We start from the raw sequence: 14,811 nt of genomic DNA, 5'->3' as shown, positions 1-14,811 counted from the left end.
GCCCGATTAACAGGCAAACGTGTGCCTGAAAGGACAGAGAAAACACACCAATGGCATTAACCCTCAGCGATATCACGCTCAGTGAAACTACTTTAACCAACCCAAAAGCTGTCGAGTATCAGTGGGTACGAACCATGTATGTCGAAGGCTACCAGCCAACGGAGATTAACCATTACATCAAGGCATGCTTTGGCGGCGATGAGACGTTTGCTGATCTGTTTCGTAAAGTCGCGCTGCAACAAGAGAGTCTGTATGTACTGTTGCAATACATAGGTTGTGCGCCATCCAGTCGTGAGTTCTGATTTTTCTGTATTGATAGAACGCATTGCAACAACAATTCAGATCTCGCTCGCACTCCCATGCGCCCCCCCTTTTGTCCCTGTTTGCCCGCTATATACTGGCTCGCGTTACCCAATGGCCTGCGAGTACACCTTAATTGCCATAAACGACAGACATAAAAAAACCTGAGCTATGCTCAGGTTTTGGTTACAAAAACTGTTAGTCGTTGATAGTAAGGAATAGAGCTAACAGCCAGCTATGCGTAACGCCAGAATTTGCACCCTTCTTAACTGATCGGCGGCCAAACCAAAAGTGTTAAGGGGATACAAAATGGGCGACCTCTCGGTCGCCCTTATCGTTGTTATCCTTTGACACCGCCAGCCGTCAGTCCTCCGACCAACCAGCGCTGCGCAAGCAGGAATACGATAGTGATAGGTAATGCAGACAAGACTGCCGCTGCCGCGAAGTCGCCCCACAAGTAGTTTTGAGGGTATAAATACTGCTGCATACCAACCGCAAGTGTGTACGAGTTTACATCAGAAAGTAGCAAAGATGCTACAGGAACTTCACCCACCACCATGATAAACGACAGGATAAATACCACCGCCAGAATTGGCACAGACAGCGGTAACAATACCAGTTTGAACGCTTGCCATGGGGTTGCGCCATCCAGCGCTGCCGCTTCTTCCAACGAGTTATCGATGGTTTCGAAGTAACCTTTGATCGTCCATACATGCAGTGCGATACCGCCCAGGTAAGAGAAGATCAAACCGCCATGCGTGTTCAGCCCCAGGAACGGAATGTACTGCCCCAGTTTGTCAAACAGCGCATAGATAGCCACCAGTGCCAGAACCGCAGGGAACATCTGGAAAATCATCATCGCTTTCAGGATGGTCTCTTTGCCTTTGAAACGCATACGGGCGAAAGCATAAGCCGATGTGGTCGACAGCGACACGATCAGCACCGATGAAATCGCCGCGATCTTGACTGAGTTCCACAGCCAGGTCAGTACCGGGAACGGCGGTGGCGTCACGCTACCATCGGCGTTCGTGACCGAGAAGCCCAGCGCCAGTTTCCAGTGTTCCAGAGACGGATTATCCGGAATGATGCTGCCCGTTGCGAAGTTACCTTCACGGAATGAGATAGCGACAATCATCAGTAACGGGAAGATGATGAGCGCCAAAAATGTGCACAGTGCGATGTGTGATGCCCACACACGGTATTTGAGCGATTTGCCTTGAACCATTGCCATCGTCTTCGCTCCTCTTAATTCTGACTGACTTTAGTGAAACGTAGGTTGAGCAGCGCCAGAGCGCCCACCAACAAGAAGATCAGGGTTGCGATAGCACTTGCCAGACCAAAGTCCTGACCACCAGCACCTTCAAACGCGATACGGTAGGTGTAGCTCACCAATAGGTCGGTGTAACCCGCTGGCTCAGACGTACCAATCATGTTCGGACCACCCGCTGTCAACAACTGAATCATAACGAAGTTATTGAAGTTAAAGGCAAAGCTTGCAATCAACAGCGGCGTCAACGGTTTGATCATCAGTGGCAGAGTGATCTTAGTGAAGTTCTGTACGAAGTTGGCGCCGTCAATCGCGGAGGCTTCATATAAGTCATCCGGAATGGCTTTCAGCAGACCCATACACAGAATCATCATGTAAGGGAAACCCAGCCAAGTGTTGACGATCATCACCATGCTTTTCGCCAGGAACGGATCCGAGAACCATGCCGGGCTTATACCAAACAACGCTTGCAGCACCATGTTGATTTCACCAAAGCTCTGGTTAAACAGGCCTTTAAAGATCAGAATCGAGATAAATGCCGGTACCGCGTAAGGCAGAATCAGTAGCACACGGTACACAGAACGGCCTTTCAGCTCTTCCCACTGCACCACACTTGCCAACACCAGACCGATGATCAGAGTGAAGATCACCGTCAGTACCGAGAACACCACCGTCCAGATGAAGATGCTGATGAACGGTTCTTTGATACCATCGTCTTTCCACACACGTTCAAAGTTGTGCGTACCGATGGAAACGATAAAGCCCGGAGAGACAGTGTTACCGACAAACTGACCATTCTCATCAATCGGTTGGTAGAAACCCACTTCCATGTTCGGACGCAGCGTCTCACCCGACTGGTTGTTGACCAGTGTTTCACCATCTTCCTGCAGCGTATACAGCGGAACCACCGCCGCAAATTTGCGCAGTCCGCTCATGCGAATGTCGTCACCCGACGGGAAGTGCAGATCCAGGCTGCCCAACGCATTGCGGTTACTGATGATGGTTTTGATTGGCTCTTTGTCACCGCTCATTGCGTCTACCGGAGCCAAGTCGAGATCCGAAGGCACACTGGTGATAGAGAAAGGCTGAGTCGCGTACAACGTCTCACCGTCTTCAATGGAGATACGGTAACCTTCATCGGTGCTGTAGAGATTGAATGGGTAGCTTTCCCCACTTTGGAACGTACGGTCCATAAGGACAGATTGAGCACGTTCAAAGGAAAGCTGGTTCTTCGCGCTGTAGTTGGTAAACGCCAGGTTCACCGTATAGGCTAAGGGAAACAGGATGAATAGGATCATCCCGGCGATACCTGGATAGATATAACGATGCGCGTAAGTTTTCTTACTGCCGAAAATGTAGAGAGCAAGAGCAGTAAGGATAAGGGTCAGCAAGGCAAACGCCAGCTCACCACGGGAATACATTAGAATCGTTGCATAGCCATTCACGATACCCACTGCGCCTAATACGGCCCATTTGATGAATGCGCGCTTGTTGGCCGGAAGTGTCGTTGCTGGTGCTGACATCGCCTCTGTACCTTGAATTGACTGCATAGAACAACCTGCTAGCGAAATAAAAACTTAGAAAGTAAGGAGAGGTTGCCCCCTCCTCAAAAGATAGACGAAAGTGTACTTACTTTGTCATTTGTTTTTCTGCATCTGCCAGAGCGGCATCTACAGTCTGGCGGCCATCAACGATGTTGATGATTGCGTTTTTCGCTGCACCCCAGAACGCGTTCATTTGTGGAATGTTCGGCATGATTTCGCCGTTCATTGCGTTGTCCATGGTCGCTGCGATACGAGCATCTGAATCCAGTTCACGTTGGAAAGAGTTCAGAGCAACCGCGCCCAGTGGTTTGTCGTTGTTCATCGCACGCAGACCATCGTTGGTCAGCAGGTAGTTTTCGATGAACTCTACAGCCAGATCTTTGTTTGGAGAAGCGGTGCTGATACCAGCAGTCAGTACGCCTACGAATGGTTTAGAAGACTGACCGTTGAATTTCGGCAGAGTGGTGACACCGTAGTTGATACCTGATTTATCAATGTTGCTCCAAGACCAAGGACCGTTGATGGTCATGGCTGTGTTGCCTTTGTTGAATTCAGCTTCAGACACTGAGTAGTCCATATCCGCAGAAATCACGCCTTTATCAACCAGGCCTTTCACGAAGTTCATCGCTTCTTTCACGCCTTTCTTGTCGATACCCGCGTCTTTCACGTCGTAACCGTCAGACGTGTATTTGAATGCGTAACCGCCATCAGCCGCCATCAGTGGCCAAGTGAAGTACGGTTCTTTCAGGTTCCACATGATCGCTGATTTGCCGTCTTTTTTCAGTTTTTCATTCAGAGCAGCCACCTCTTCCCAGCTTTTCGGTGGGTTTGGAACCAGGTCTTTGTTGTAAATCAGAGACAGAGATTCAACCGCGATTGGGTAACCGATCAGTTTGCCGTTGTATTTCACTGCATCCCAAGCGAAATCTACGATGCCGTCTTTTACTTTTTGTGACGGTTTGATTTCAGTCAGCAGACCCGCTTCTGCGTAACCACCAAAACGGTCATGAGCCCAGAACACGATATCAGGACCATCACCAGTGGCAGCTGTTTGAGGGAACTTGTCCTGAAGTGCATCAGGGTGAGCAACTGTCACTTTAATACCTGTGTCAGCTTCAAACTTTTTACCCACCTCAGCCAGACCGTTGTAACCTTTGTCACCGTTGATCCAGATAGTAAGTTGTCCTTCTTGAATAGCAGCGTGTGCACCAAACGAACCAAGAGCAACCAAAGTACTTAGCGCTACAGTGCTTAGGGCGTTTTTCATGTTCATATCCTTTTTATTAGTGTTGTAGGGCTCACCAGATGAGGTTTCGCCGTATTTCGCCATATATCATCAGAAAAAACGGGCACTTCCTCATCCTCCTACTCCCTACGCCCTTTGCATTATGGCGTATTTTCGTGATCTCTATCGCCCAGAGTTCGAGAGAACAGTCACAAAAAAAACATGGTTTGTGATCAACCTCAAGTTCATGGCAATCAATAATTTGAACTGGATCTAACTCGGCGTTTTTACCCCTCCTCCACCTCCTCCTTTTCTACTCCCCCTGCAAAAAAAGTGATTAGGAGGATGTATTGATAGTTCACTTTACGGAAACTAAGCACATCCAAGAGTGGATGGTAAGAACCCTTTCCAGTATGTCAGATTGTACTGGCTTGCATCGCCGAATTGGTTTGCTGTCACAGATCGTGCGTTCGTGGTAATTATTGTACGGGGGAGACGCGCATCTGTGCCGGGGGAAGCAAACCGATTCTTGGCTTTGATGGGTGATGCTTTCTTCAGACCCTTTGTCTGAAGACATCACCCTTTCTTTTCTTGCCTGCCAGCTCTTCGATAGACAAACATAAAACGGTGTGCGGCACGACCGCAGAAATCAGACACGCTCATCTGAGTGTGGATTCACCTAAAAACGTATTCCTACTGTTATTGCCTGTAAGTCATTTTTTTATAAGAAATTTCATATAATGAAGGGCAGTAATCATTAAAAAATCTTGATCCGAGGACGAGCTAGATGGCGAGTGTCACGTTAAAAAATGTATGTAAAGCTTACGGCGATGTGCTGATTTCCAAGAATGTCGATCTGGACATCAAAGAAGGCGAATTTGTGGTCTTCGTTGGCCCGTCAGGCTGTGGTAAATCAACCCTTCTGCGCTGCATTGCCGGCCTGGAAGACATCACCTCCGGCGATCTGTTCATCGGCGAAGAACGCATGAACGACATCGAACCGTCCAAACGTGGCGTCGGCATGGTGTTCCAGTCTTACGCGCTTTACCCTCACCTCAATCTGTACGATAACATGTCGTTTGGCCTGAAACTGGCCAAAGCCGACAAGAGTGAAATCAGCAAACGTGTAGAACACGCTGCCGATATTCTTCAGCTCAGCCACCTGCTGGATCGTCAACCTAAAGCGCTATCCGGCGGTCAGCGTCAGCGTGTGGCTATCGGCCGTACTCTGGTTTCTCAACCGAATGTATTCCTGCTGGACGAACCGCTGTCTAACCTTGATGCGGCGCTGCGTGTGCAGATGCGTTCTGAAATCACCAAGCTGCAACGCAAACTGGGTTGTACCATGATCTACGTTACCCACGACCAGGTGGAAGCGATGACCATGGCAGACAAGATTGTGGTGCTGGATGCCGGCTTTGTTTCGCAAGTGGGTAAACCACTTGAACTGTACCACTACCCGCAAAACCGCTTTGTGGCGGGCTTTATCGGTTCACCGAAGATGAACTTCATGAGCGTGACTGTTGATGAAGCAGAGAAAGAGCGCGTGAAAGTGCGCTTGTCCAACGGCTTCTCGTTCTGGATTCCGGTGGATGGCACAACGGTCACTCCGGGATCTCGCATGTCGCTGGGTGTTCGTCCTGAGCATTTGGTGGAAGCAGACGAAGGTGATGCACGCATCGAAGGCAAAGTGATGATCGTAGAGAAACTGGGTAACGAAACTCAGGTATACATGAACGTGAAAGGTTCGGACTCAGACATCATCTACCGCCAGCCAGATACTCTGGATATTGAAGTCAGTGATACCCTGACCATCGGTATTCCGGCGCACCGCTGCCATCTGTTCCACAGTGATGGCCGCGCATGTCAGCGTATGTTCCAAGAAAAAGGCGTTGAGTTTAGCGACGCGTAATCCGCCGCCAACCGCAAAATAACACAACGGCCTCTTAACTCAGTTAAGGGGCCGTTTTACATTGTTCGCCAAGCGCTATCGTTTCGCTTTCGCCTTTCTCATCACCCGCCGTCAGCTCGACTGGCAACTGCTCTGCGCTCAGTCCGAGATTGAGAGTGGTCCGCCCTTGCAATCGATGCAAAATGCGGCTGCCAGAGACCGACTCAACCCGCACCGAACCGGAGAAATCCGGCTGGCTGACCAACGTTAACCGCAGTTTTTGGTCATCCCCGTAGACGCAGGCAATGTGAATTTTGCCATTCAACAATGAGGTTTGCATTGCCACCTCCTTCTTTGCGGCACTTGCCGGCGGCGCAAGAAAAAAAGCGGCGCAGAGCGCCGCTGTATACAAGGTTTTCATAGCCAAACCTGATGTTGTTAGTACTGTGCAATATTCACAGTATTTGAGTTGCTGCCAACCAGGCTCACGTTCGCAACGTCACCAGAAGTTTGCAGAACAGAGATACTGTTCGCGTTACTCCAGTTAACATAAACGTTCGCTTCTGAGTTGAAGCCAGTTTGAGTTACGTAGATATCGTTGTCAGAGCTGTGCATCACGTCGATGTCAGCATCGTTGGAAACGCCAGTTTGCGCCACACCAATGGTGTTGTCGTCCGCGTACATCACATCGACATCCAGATTGTTAGCCGAACCGTTTTGAGTAAAGGTCACATCATTGCCAAAACCGCTGTCGATCAGAACATCCGCCACGTTGTTGTCGCCAACCACAGTCCCTGTCACTGTGCTGCCATCAGCCCAATCCAGCACAACATCAACATCGTTCGAATTGCCGTACGAAGCCAGCGTGACGGTGCTGTCGTCGGTGCCGTGTTTCAACGTGACATCCGTGGTGTTGTGCGCGCCATTCTGCACCACACTGACGGTGTCATTGTCGTAAGAATAAGCGTGATGGTTGAAGTTCTCAGTGCTGATGTTGGCTTCATTCGACACACCAGACTGGTCGATAGAGAAGTCTGCGTTATCAGCACCCAGTGCCGTAATGGTGCCTTCGTTACCAAAACCACGCTGAGTCACCGCTAGCGTTGAATCTTCTACCACAGCCGCATCAATTTGCGCATCGTTCTGACCGCCAAACTGATAAATCGTCAGCGTGTTGTCTGAAGAGAAGCCAGAATTGATCACCGCATCGTTACCCTGGAAAGGAGAGACCTGAGTGATCGACACATCTGAGTCATCAGTCAGGAAAAGGTTAGCGGTTGCATTATTGTTTGCCAGGGCGCTACCAGACGCCAACGCAGCTGCGATAAATAGAGCTAGTTTTGTTTTCATGACAATTTCCTTTATATCATATTGTTACATTTGAATAGACATGCATCGATATATCGTTCGCTATGATGATTAATATTGCGTAACAAATACATTGATACCTGAGCCCCCAATTATCGCAACGTAGTCATTACCATTTTGACTGATGCCATAATTAGAACCTCCATTATCGACAAGATAAGCCTGATTATTATTACCATGTTGATTAATACTCATGGAACTTCCGGAACCGTTTTGAATAATCGCGGCAATATTGTAATTACCGTTTTGATTTATCCACGCATTATTGGAATAACCATGTTGGCCAATAAATGCTTCATTTCCTGTTCCGGTTTGAGTAACCAACGCAATATTCTCAGAACCGCCTTGCCAGATTCTCGCCTCACTTCCTCGGCTGTTTTGCTGGACAACTTTGGCTTTGTTGCCTGTCAATCCACTCAACTGCTGAATTGACACTCGGCCTCCAATGGCATTTTCCATTTCCACTTCGGCATAATTATCGGCGGTCACAATGTCTTCCAATTCATTGAAAGTACTCAAATCACCAATACCGTTGCCAAAACCACCCATGGATGAATCACCATAACCGATAGCAATCAAATCATGACCCGAATGTTCTGGGCGTTGGGCCGACCAAGCGACACCAGCAGAGACGATTGCCAGAGCGATCAACATAAACAACTTCATGACGTAGGCAGTAATACGGTTGGACATATTTCCTCCCTGACGTAAAGAACTGTGTGTTCTCGAAGAAATAGATTAATAGGGATAAATGCTTTTCACCATCAACTTTAAATTAATATTGATAAGTAAATTTTTATTATTTAGTTGTCTTGTAAACAAGCATATATCCGCATTTAGTATTAGAGGAGTTTTATTCAAACTAACACTTTGGTTTATTTCAAAAACTTTTAATTAAAACTAACATTAAGCCATTGTCAGACGCTTATTTACCTATGGTAATTTCAATGAAAAATATGAGTGTCGTATATGCATTCTCTTTAAGTTTCCTGCTTACTTCAGCAAGTGTGTCCGCCAGTCAGGAAGACTCAGGAAAGCTGGAAAATAACCAACAGCTGGAGAATAACGAGCCACTGAATCTGAACGATATCGATGGGCTGATCATCGACCGCACGATGACCCGCTTTGGCAATAATTTTTACACCGAGTTTTCCCGCTACATCAACGATCAACACGAGGACCTAAAAGAGAACCTCACCGTAAAAGAGCGGGCAACGGCCTCTCAGGGCAGCATTATCAGCGTTTGGCATGCGCAGAAGCTGGTGTATCGCACCACCTTATCGCCGGGCGCCCGACAGGCGCAGGAGAAAGCCAAGGCCGCGGCGGACATAGTAAGAACTTACTTAACACGTTGGAAAATCCAACGTTTGTATTCGGATACTTTTGACCTTGCTCATGACGAGCTGTGAAAGTAGCGACAGAAAGGACACTGAGATGAATAAGCACACGAACCGAAACATCTGCTCCGCATTGAGCTTGGTCTTCGCCCTCAGCGGTGGGGGATTACTCGCCTCTCCCGCCTTGGGCTCGGCACTGGTGTATGAACCCGTCAACCCGACCTTTGGCGGCAATCCGCTCAATACCACGCACCTGTTCAACCGCGCCGAAGCGATCAACGATTATGAAGCCGATGATGACAGCAGCAGCTCCTCTTCGCTGCTTTCCTCATTAACTTCAACCCTGCAATCCAGACTGATCAGCCAACTGCTGTCATCCGGTGAGGCGGGCAGTATTGAAACCGATGATTACTCCATCATCGTGACCGATAACGACGGTTCGATGACGATTTCCATCATCGACAAATCCACCGGCGAATCGACATCCATTGAAGTATCCGGGCTATAAGCAACCAACAGGGACAACAAAAAATGAAAAAATGGATGCTGCTGACACTGGTGCTCGCCATCGGTGGTTGCTCAAACTCTATGTCTATTCCTGATGCGGACGAGGCGCCGACCCTCACGCCACGTGGCCCTACCTACAACGATCTGACCAAACTGCCTCTGCCGAAAGGCAAGATTCAGGTGTCGGTGTACGATTTTCGTGACCAGACCGGGCAATACAAATCCTCACCCAACAGTAGCTTTTCAACGGCGGTCACTCAGGGCGGCACCTCGATGCTCACCACCGCGCTGATGGACTCGGGCTGGTTTTTACCACTGGAACGGGAAGGACTACAAAACCTGCTGACTGAACGCAAAATCATTCGCGCAGCGCAGAAAAAAGATGAATCGCCCAGCAACATCGGCGACGATTTGCCCGCGCTGAAAGCGGCCAATCTGGTGATTGAAGGCGGCATTATTGGTTATGAGTCAGACATGAAATCCGGCGGCAGCGGGATCGGCTATCTAGGCATCGCGACTTATGGCGAATACCGAATGGATCAGGTCACCGTCAACCTGCGTGCTGTCGATGTGCGTACCGGCCAAATTGTATTAAGCGTCACCACTAGCAAAACCATTTTTTCCCATGAAATTTCCGCGAGTGTGTTTCGCTATATCGCCTATCAGGACTTGTTAGAACTAGAATCGGGCTACACCAATAATGAACCGGTTAACGTGGCGATTATGTCCGCCATCGATTCCGCCGTCATCCATATGGTGGTTGATGGCATCAGGCGTGGCTTATGGCAACCCGCAGATAAAGCCCAGCTGAACAACCCAGTGCTTAAGCGCTATGCGGGACAGACGATTGAAATTCTGTAATCAAAAGCCCCGCACATTGGCGGGGCTGCTTTTAATATCAGGCTTTGTTCACACTTCGCGGCTTAGCGCCGCTGATAGCTTAGGGCGGAAGAGTACTGGCTTTTTCACCACCAGATACACCGCCATGGCTGCCATCACAAAGCCCAACACACCAAGCATGTCAAACGATTCACCAAAGCAGATCCACGCCTGAATCGCCGTGGTCGGCGGCACCAAATAAAACACAGAAGCGACGCTCGACGAAGCACCGTGCTCCACCATATACAGTAGCAGCAGAATGGCGATGCACGACAACACAACCACGAGCCAAGCGAGCGTCATAATAAAGGTCGGCGTCCAATCCACCTGCATGGTTTCAAAGCTCACCGCCGCTGGCAGTAGCAACGCCGCTGCCGCCACATATTGCACGAGCGCGCCACCAATCAGATCGACACCCTGACAGAATTTCTTCTGATACAGCGTTCCCAGCGTAATACCGGCGAGAGAAATCACACACATGCCGATCGCGGCCCATTTGTGCGCATCAGATTGCCATTCGATGTTACCCAGCAGTACACAACTGATACCAGCAAAGCCCATTGCGAGTCCCAGCCACTGAGCTAAGTTAAAACGTTCGGTCGCCATACACACCAGCAGCAACGCAGTGAATATCGGCTGAATACCCACCAGAAGAGAAGTCAGGCCAGCAGGCATGCCCCAGTAAATTGCCTGATAGGTGCCGCCCAGATAGAGACCATGAATCAATAAGCCAGACACACACGAATGCCAGAACTGTTTACCCGTAGGCAGGCGGCGCTTGAGCACAGCGATCAGCACCGCAAACAGCAGCACATTGAACACCATACGCAAAGTTAAGAAAGTCATGGGCTCGGCATACGCCAGCCCAAAGCGAGCACCGACGAAGCCGGACGCCCAAAGTACAACAAACAGGAAAGGAATCATTTTGACGAGCATGGAAAAATCTCTGGCTTTCTGAGTCACGATGACGTTACTTTAATTGGGTACAGAAAAACTAAAAAGGCACAGTTTCTGCCATTTAAATGGGTACAGAATGAAGGACGATTGCAAATACAGCGAAGTCGAGGCGCAGTTGCGTCAGTCGATGGAAAATGGCTTGTTTCAGGCACACGACAAACTGCCGTCGATTCGCCAGTTGTGTGAAAGTCAGGCGGTGGGGAAAAACACCGTGATCCGCGCCTATCAGGAACTGGAAGCGCAGGGCTGGATCTATTCCGTCCCGCGCTCCGGTTATCGTGTGGCCGAGCGTCAACAGAAAGCCGAAGCGCAGGCCCACTCTCCTTCACGGGTCGACCTGCTGTCGATGTCCAAATCAATTCTTATCCAGCCCGCTGTGAAGCATCATATGCCCGCAGGTTCGGCGCATCCGAGCACAGATTCTCCGGCCATTCGCAGTTTGTATGCCGAAATCGGTCGCCACAGCCGCATGCAAACCCACATTCCCAGCCACTACCAACTGCCACCGGGTAATGATCAATTGGTGCGCCAGCTGCGCAAGATCAGCCGCGATTTGGGCATCGAGGCCAAGCTCAGCGACATCGCCATCACCCACGGCGGCCAGCAGGCGATCAGCCTGGCTTTTCGCGCGCTGACCCAGCGGGGTGACATCGTGGCCGTCGAATCCCCCTGCTATTTCGGTACTTTACTGTTGCTGGAATCACTGGGGCTGAAGGTGGTGGAGATCCCCAGCCACACCGCCACCGGCATTGATATTGATGCGGTGAAAGAAGCCGTTGAACGCTGGCCGATCAAAGCTTTGCTGGTGACGCCCAATTTCAATAACCCTACTGGCGCGCAGATGCCGCTCAGCCATCGGCAGGCGTTGCTGGACGTCACCCACAACATTCCCATTATTGAAGACGATGTATTCGGCAGCCTCGGTTTTAATGAGGCTCTGCCCAATCTGAAAGCGCTCGATACCGAGGAACGGGTCATTTACATCAACTCGCTGTCAAAGACACTCGATTCACGATTGCGCATTGGCTGGATGGTCGCCGGGCGCTATATGGATCAAATCGAAAAAGTGCTGCTGAGTGAAAACATGGGCAGTCTTAATCTGATGCAATCCGCCGTGGCGGAGTTTCTGACCTCAGGCAAATATCGCACGCATCTGGCCCGAATGCGCCGGGTCTATCAGCAGCATCAGCAACGCTTTGCCCGTCTGCTTAATCAGGCATTCAGCCACGAGCCTCAACTCGCTGGGCGTTATCACTTATCGCGACCAGAAGGCTCATTTCTGTGCTGGCTTACTTTGCCACTCGAAGTCGACACCTACCGGGTATATCAAGAGTGTCTGGAGCAAAAAATCAGTCTTCTGCCCGGCCACTTGTTCGCGACCCAAGGCCAGTTCAATCACTGCATTCGCTTCAGCGTTGCGACTCTCGACGATGAGCAGCAATGGCTGCGCAGCCTGCAAATATTGGCTGCGATCATCGTCAAGCAACTGCGCTCCTGACGCAGCGAAACTCGCCAAATCCGTTTGTGGAGCGTACAGTGAAAAGAGCAAAAGAATCAGAGAGCTGGGAAGAAATCGATGAAATTCAGTTTTAACTTGGAAGATGCGGGACAAGTTTGCGTCGGAGCATTTGCACTGGCGGTCCCCATTTCCTTTTCAGAAGAGGCGTGGCAGCTCGGCACATCTCTGCCGCTGCCCAACTTACTACTGCTGCTGACTCTCTCTCTCGGTTTTCTCGGCGTGTTCGCCTACGGCAGTGTGTTTCAGAGTAATATTCGTGCCCGTGTTCCGGTGTTTGTGTTCCGGATTCTGATTGCTTACGTCATCACTGCACTGGTGGTCGGGTTCGTACTGCTGGCACTGGATAAACTGCCGCTGCTCGCCGAACCGATCGTGTCGCTCAAACGCATCATTGTGATTGCGATGCCGGCGTCGATGGGGGCGATTGTGGTGGACAGTTTCGATAAAGAATAATTGTCGGTAACGGCTTGTTTTGCAATAAATCCGCGATATATTCATCAGCAGAAGCCACACCAAGCTTAGTCAGGAATCGTTATGAAAAATCAGTTAAGCCTCAGAGCTCTAGAACGCGGAGACCTGCGTTTTATTCATAATCTGAACAACAACCGCAACATCATGTCGTACTGGTTTGAAGAGCCTTATGAATCGTTTGATGAGCTGGAAGAGCTGTACAACAAGCACATTCACGACAACGCCGAACGCCGTTTTGTGGTCGAGAACGACGACAAAGAACTGGTGGGTCTGGTCGAGCTGATTGAAATCAACTACATCCACCGCAGTGCAGAATTTCAAATCATCATCACGCCGGATCATCAGGGTAAGGGTTTTGCCCGCACTCTGATCAACAAGGCGCTCGACTACTCGTTCACCATTCTCAACCTGCACAAAATTTACCTCCATGTCGCGATTGACAACGAAAAAGCGGTCCATTTGTATGAATCGTGCGGCTTTGTCGAGGAAGGTCATCTGGTGCAGGAGTTCTTCATTAACGGCCGCTATCGCGACGTGAAACGCATGTACATTCTGCAAAATGACTACCTGAGCAAAAGTGAGTAAAGCATGATTTCCTGCAGCCAGTATGACTACATCGAGATTGCCTGCCTCTACCGTTTGCCCGTAGCACTGACACTGCAAGACGGTTCGGTCATTCAGGGCACAGCCAAAGACACCGGGCGCAATGCGGCGCGTCAGGAGTGCATTATTGTTGAGGACAACAGCCGCGAGCATTGGATTGAAACCGCTGCGCTCGTTCGCATGCAGGCACTGAGCGACAATCCGCACTTCAGCGACATTCACTTTCAGCAACAGTAAAAAAGCCGCGCTTCTGGCTTCAGAATCGCGGCTTTTCCATCAAAAATATTTGTTCACACTCAGTTGGCGATATCGAGCTTATTCGCCGTCACACCGTTGGTACGAAACCAACCTGCGATACTGACGCGATCCGCGTGCGTTGGAAGGACTTCGTGGGGAAATTTCTCTGACAAAAACACCACTAAGCGCCCGGCAACCGGAGCGACAGTATCAATCAATTGATCGTCAAGATCGTAGATTTTCAGCTCACCGCCATCAGCGGGTTGCCACGCTTCGTTCATGTAGAACACCGTCGTCAGCTTACGGTTTTCCTGCCCGCGAAACGCATCAAGATGCTTCTTATAAAAGTCGCCCTGCTCATACTTAGCGAAATGCGCCTCGTACTCGAATAGCCCAAGGAAAAAGTCCCGGTTAACGGCCTGACGAATCTGCTCCATGCGCTCAAGATAATCCTGAACCGGCTGTGCCATATTCTGGCTGAGCCACTGAATCTTGTCGCTGCGAATCGTCGTTTCCCGCTGCAAATCGTCATTGCGGCCAATGCGAGCGCGCTTCCAGTTTTCCGGAGCACAATCTCTGAGAGACTGTACCTGCTCTGCGGTCAGGAAGTCATCCCAAATAAACCATCCCTGTTCGGCGATGGCGTCTAATAACGCGTCTAAAGCCATAATTTTCAATGCATGTTGACGAAAAAAGGCGTTATAAC

16 protein-coding genes and 1 pseudogene are annotated in these 14,811 nt (G+C 49.9%); 9 read left to right on the top strand and 8 right to left on the bottom strand.

What is annotated here, in order from left to right; translation table 11 throughout:
- Nucleotides 1–50 precede the first annotated feature (50 nt).
- Complete coding sequence (locus tag LGV68_RS08525; RefSeq protein ID WP_020328958.1) at nt 51–302, top strand: hypothetical protein; 252 nt, start codon at nt 51–53, stop codon at nt 300–302.
- Between the two features lie 338 nt (nt 303–640).
- On the opposite strand, the gene malG is transcribed toward LGV68_RS08525, so the two are convergent.
- From malG to malE, 3 genes are all read right to left on the bottom strand, one after another.
- On the bottom strand, nt 641–1,531 hold the full coding sequence (gene malG, locus LGV68_RS08520; RefSeq protein ID WP_020328957.1) for a maltose ABC transporter permease MalG: 891 nt from the start codon (nt 1,529–1,531) through the stop codon (nt 641–643).
- Between the two features lie 14 nt (nt 1,532–1,545).
- Nucleotides 1,546–3,117 carry a maltose ABC transporter permease MalF gene (malF, locus tag LGV68_RS08515; protein ID WP_024375421.1) on the bottom strand — a complete coding sequence of 524 codons (1,572 nt, stop codon included), beginning with the start codon at nt 3,115–3,117 and terminating at the stop codon, nt 1,546–1,548.
- A gap of 79 nt (nt 3,118–3,196) precedes the next feature.
- Complete coding sequence (malE, locus tag LGV68_RS08510) at nt 3,197–4,378, bottom strand: maltose/maltodextrin ABC transporter substrate-binding protein MalE (RefSeq protein WP_024375422.1); 1,182 nt, start codon at nt 4,376–4,378, stop codon at nt 3,197–3,199.
- 745 nt (nt 4,379–5,123) lie between these two features.
- On the opposite strand from malE, the gene malK reads away from it, so the two are divergent.
- Nucleotides 5,124–6,248 carry a maltose/maltodextrin ABC transporter ATP-binding protein MalK gene (gene malK, locus LGV68_RS08505; protein WP_252536532.1) on the top strand — a complete coding sequence of 375 codons (1,125 nt, stop codon included), beginning with the start codon at nt 5,124–5,126 and terminating at the stop codon, nt 6,246–6,248.
- A gap of 43 nt (nt 6,249–6,291) precedes the next feature.
- Here the strand turns inward: malK and LGV68_RS08500 are convergent, their stop codons facing one another.
- The 3 genes from LGV68_RS08500 to LGV68_RS08490 form a co-directional block, all read right to left on the bottom strand.
- On the bottom strand, nt 6,292–6,567 hold the full coding sequence (locus tag LGV68_RS08500; RefSeq protein ID WP_055452561.1) for a hypothetical protein: 276 nt from the start codon (nt 6,565–6,567) through the stop codon (nt 6,292–6,294).
- Nucleotides 6,568–6,665: 98 nt separating this feature from the next.
- Nucleotides 6,666–7,577: a hypothetical protein gene (locus tag LGV68_RS08495; protein ID WP_020328949.1), complete on the bottom strand. Its 912-nt coding sequence runs from the start codon at nt 7,575–7,577 to the stop codon at nt 6,666–6,668.
- 69 nt (nt 7,578–7,646) lie between these two features.
- Complete coding sequence (locus tag LGV68_RS08490) at nt 7,647–8,288, bottom strand: curlin subunit CsgB (RefSeq protein WP_202659502.1); 642 nt, start codon at nt 8,286–8,288, stop codon at nt 7,647–7,649.
- Nucleotides 8,289–8,551: 263 nt separating this feature from the next.
- On the opposite strand from LGV68_RS08490, the gene LGV68_RS08485 reads away from it, so the two are divergent.
- Genes LGV68_RS08485 through LGV68_RS08475 form a run of 3 tightly spaced genes read left to right on the top strand, consistent with a single transcriptional unit; the run spans nt 8,552 to nt 10,300 of the window.
- On the top strand, nt 8,552–9,004 hold the full coding sequence (locus LGV68_RS08485; RefSeq protein WP_075990041.1) for a CsgE family curli-type amyloid fiber assembly protein: 453 nt from the start codon (nt 8,552–8,554) through the stop codon (nt 9,002–9,004).
- A 25-nt stretch (nt 9,005–9,029) separates the two neighbouring features.
- Nucleotides 9,030–9,440 (top strand): curli assembly protein CsgF, encoded by a 411-nt coding sequence (locus tag LGV68_RS08480; protein ID WP_229601532.1) that lies wholly within the window; start codon nt 9,030–9,032, stop codon nt 9,438–9,440.
- A 23-nt stretch (nt 9,441–9,463) separates the two neighbouring features.
- Complete coding sequence (locus LGV68_RS08475) at nt 9,464–10,300, top strand: CsgG/HfaB family protein (protein WP_020328945.1); 837 nt, start codon at nt 9,464–9,466, stop codon at nt 10,298–10,300.
- A gap of 48 nt (nt 10,301–10,348) precedes the next feature.
- On the opposite strand, the gene LGV68_RS08470 is transcribed toward LGV68_RS08475, so the two are convergent.
- A complete protein-coding gene (locus LGV68_RS08470) occupies nt 10,349–11,254 on the bottom strand; it encodes a DMT family transporter (RefSeq protein WP_038127602.1) in 906 nt (301 codons plus the stop codon).
- A gap of 97 nt (nt 11,255–11,351) precedes the next feature.
- Between LGV68_RS08470 and LGV68_RS08465 the strand changes: the two genes are divergently transcribed.
- The 4 genes and pseudogenes from LGV68_RS08465 to LGV68_RS08450 all read left to right on the top strand — a co-directional run bounded on the left by LGV68_RS08465 (nt 11,352) and on the right by LGV68_RS08450 (nt 14,105).
- On the top strand, nt 11,352–12,773 hold the full coding sequence (locus LGV68_RS08465; protein ID WP_252536530.1) for a PLP-dependent aminotransferase family protein: 1,422 nt from the start codon (nt 11,352–11,354) through the stop codon (nt 12,771–12,773).
- A 69-nt stretch (nt 12,774–12,842) separates the two neighbouring features.
- Nucleotides 12,843–13,247 (top strand): annotated as a pseudogene (locus LGV68_RS08460) (DUF2391 family protein); the annotation flags it as partial.
- Between the two features lie 81 nt (nt 13,248–13,328).
- Entirely contained in the window at nt 13,329–13,850 is a 522-nt protein-coding gene (gene speG / locus LGV68_RS08455; protein ID WP_020328940.1) for a spermidine N1-acetyltransferase, read from the top strand.
- 3 nt (nt 13,851–13,853) lie between these two features.
- The gene (locus tag LGV68_RS08450) at nt 13,854–14,105 is read left to right on the top strand and encodes a Rho-binding antiterminator (protein ID WP_020328939.1); all 252 of its coding nucleotides are present in this window, start codon (nt 13,854–13,856) and stop codon (nt 14,103–14,105) included.
- 59 nt (nt 14,106–14,164) lie between these two features.
- On the opposite strand, the gene LGV68_RS08445 is transcribed toward LGV68_RS08450, so the two are convergent.
- The gene (locus tag LGV68_RS08445; RefSeq protein ID WP_020328938.1) at nt 14,165–14,773 is read right to left on the bottom strand and encodes a 2OG-Fe(II) oxygenase; all 609 of its coding nucleotides are present in this window, start codon (nt 14,771–14,773) and stop codon (nt 14,165–14,167) included.
- Nucleotides 14,774–14,811 lie beyond the last annotated feature (38 nt).

The organism is Vibrio sp. LQ2, assembly GCF_023920125.1.
GTDB lineage: Bacteria > Pseudomonadota > Gammaproteobacteria > Enterobacterales > Vibrionaceae > Vibrio > Vibrio fluvialis.
The sequence above is the reverse complement of the archived record's forward strand: the minus strand, read 5'-3'. Positions and strand labels throughout refer to the sequence as shown.

What these genes read in the sequence shown, in the direction of transcription:
- malE (WP_024375422.1), bottom strand. Translation starts at nt 4,378, where the DNA reads ATGAAAAACGCCCTAAGCACTGTAGCGCTAAGTACTTTGGTTGCTCTT.
- LGV68_RS08480 (WP_229601532.1), top strand. Translation starts at nt 9,030, where the DNA reads ATGAATAAGCACACGAACCGAAACATCTGCTCCGCATTGAGCTTGGTC.
- LGV68_RS08465 (WP_252536530.1), top strand. Translation starts at nt 11,352, where the DNA reads ATGAAGGACGATTGCAAATACAGCGAAGTCGAGGCGCAGTTGCGTCAG.
- LGV68_RS08450 (WP_020328939.1), top strand. Translation starts at nt 13,854, where the DNA reads ATGATTTCCTGCAGCCAGTATGACTACATCGAGATTGCCTGCCTCTAC.
- LGV68_RS08525 (WP_020328958.1), top strand. Translation starts at nt 51, where the DNA reads ATGGCATTAACCCTCAGCGATATCACGCTCAGTGAAACTACTTTAACC.
- LGV68_RS08495 (WP_020328949.1), bottom strand. Translation starts at nt 7,577, where the DNA reads ATGAAAACAAAACTAGCTCTATTTATCGCAGCTGCGTTGGCGTCTGGT.
- malG (WP_020328957.1), bottom strand. Translation starts at nt 1,531, where the DNA reads ATGGCAATGGTTCAAGGCAAATCGCTCAAATACCGTGTGTGGGCATCA.
- speG (WP_020328940.1), top strand. Translation starts at nt 13,329, where the DNA reads ATGAAAAATCAGTTAAGCCTCAGAGCTCTAGAACGCGGAGACCTGCGT.
- LGV68_RS08445 (WP_020328938.1), bottom strand. Translation starts at nt 14,773, where the DNA reads ATGGCTTTAGACGCGTTATTAGACGCCATCGCCGAACAGGGATGGTTT.
- LGV68_RS08475 (WP_020328945.1), top strand. Translation starts at nt 9,464, where the DNA reads ATGAAAAAATGGATGCTGCTGACACTGGTGCTCGCCATCGGTGGTTGC.
- LGV68_RS08500 (WP_055452561.1), bottom strand. Translation starts at nt 6,567, where the DNA reads ATGCAAACCTCATTGTTGAATGGCAAAATTCACATTGCCTGCGTCTAC.
- LGV68_RS08490 (WP_202659502.1), bottom strand. Translation starts at nt 8,288, where the DNA reads ATGTCCAACCGTATTACTGCCTACGTCATGAAGTTGTTTATGTTGATC.
- malF (WP_024375421.1), bottom strand. Translation starts at nt 3,117, where the DNA reads ATGCAGTCAATTCAAGGTACAGAGGCGATGTCAGCACCAGCAACGACA.
- LGV68_RS08470 (WP_038127602.1), bottom strand. Translation starts at nt 11,254, where the DNA reads ATGCTCGTCAAAATGATTCCTTTCCTGTTTGTTGTACTTTGGGCGTCC.
- malK (WP_252536532.1), top strand. Translation starts at nt 5,124, where the DNA reads ATGGCGAGTGTCACGTTAAAAAATGTATGTAAAGCTTACGGCGATGTG.
- LGV68_RS08485 (WP_075990041.1), top strand. Translation starts at nt 8,552, where the DNA reads ATGAGTGTCGTATATGCATTCTCTTTAAGTTTCCTGCTTACTTCAGCA.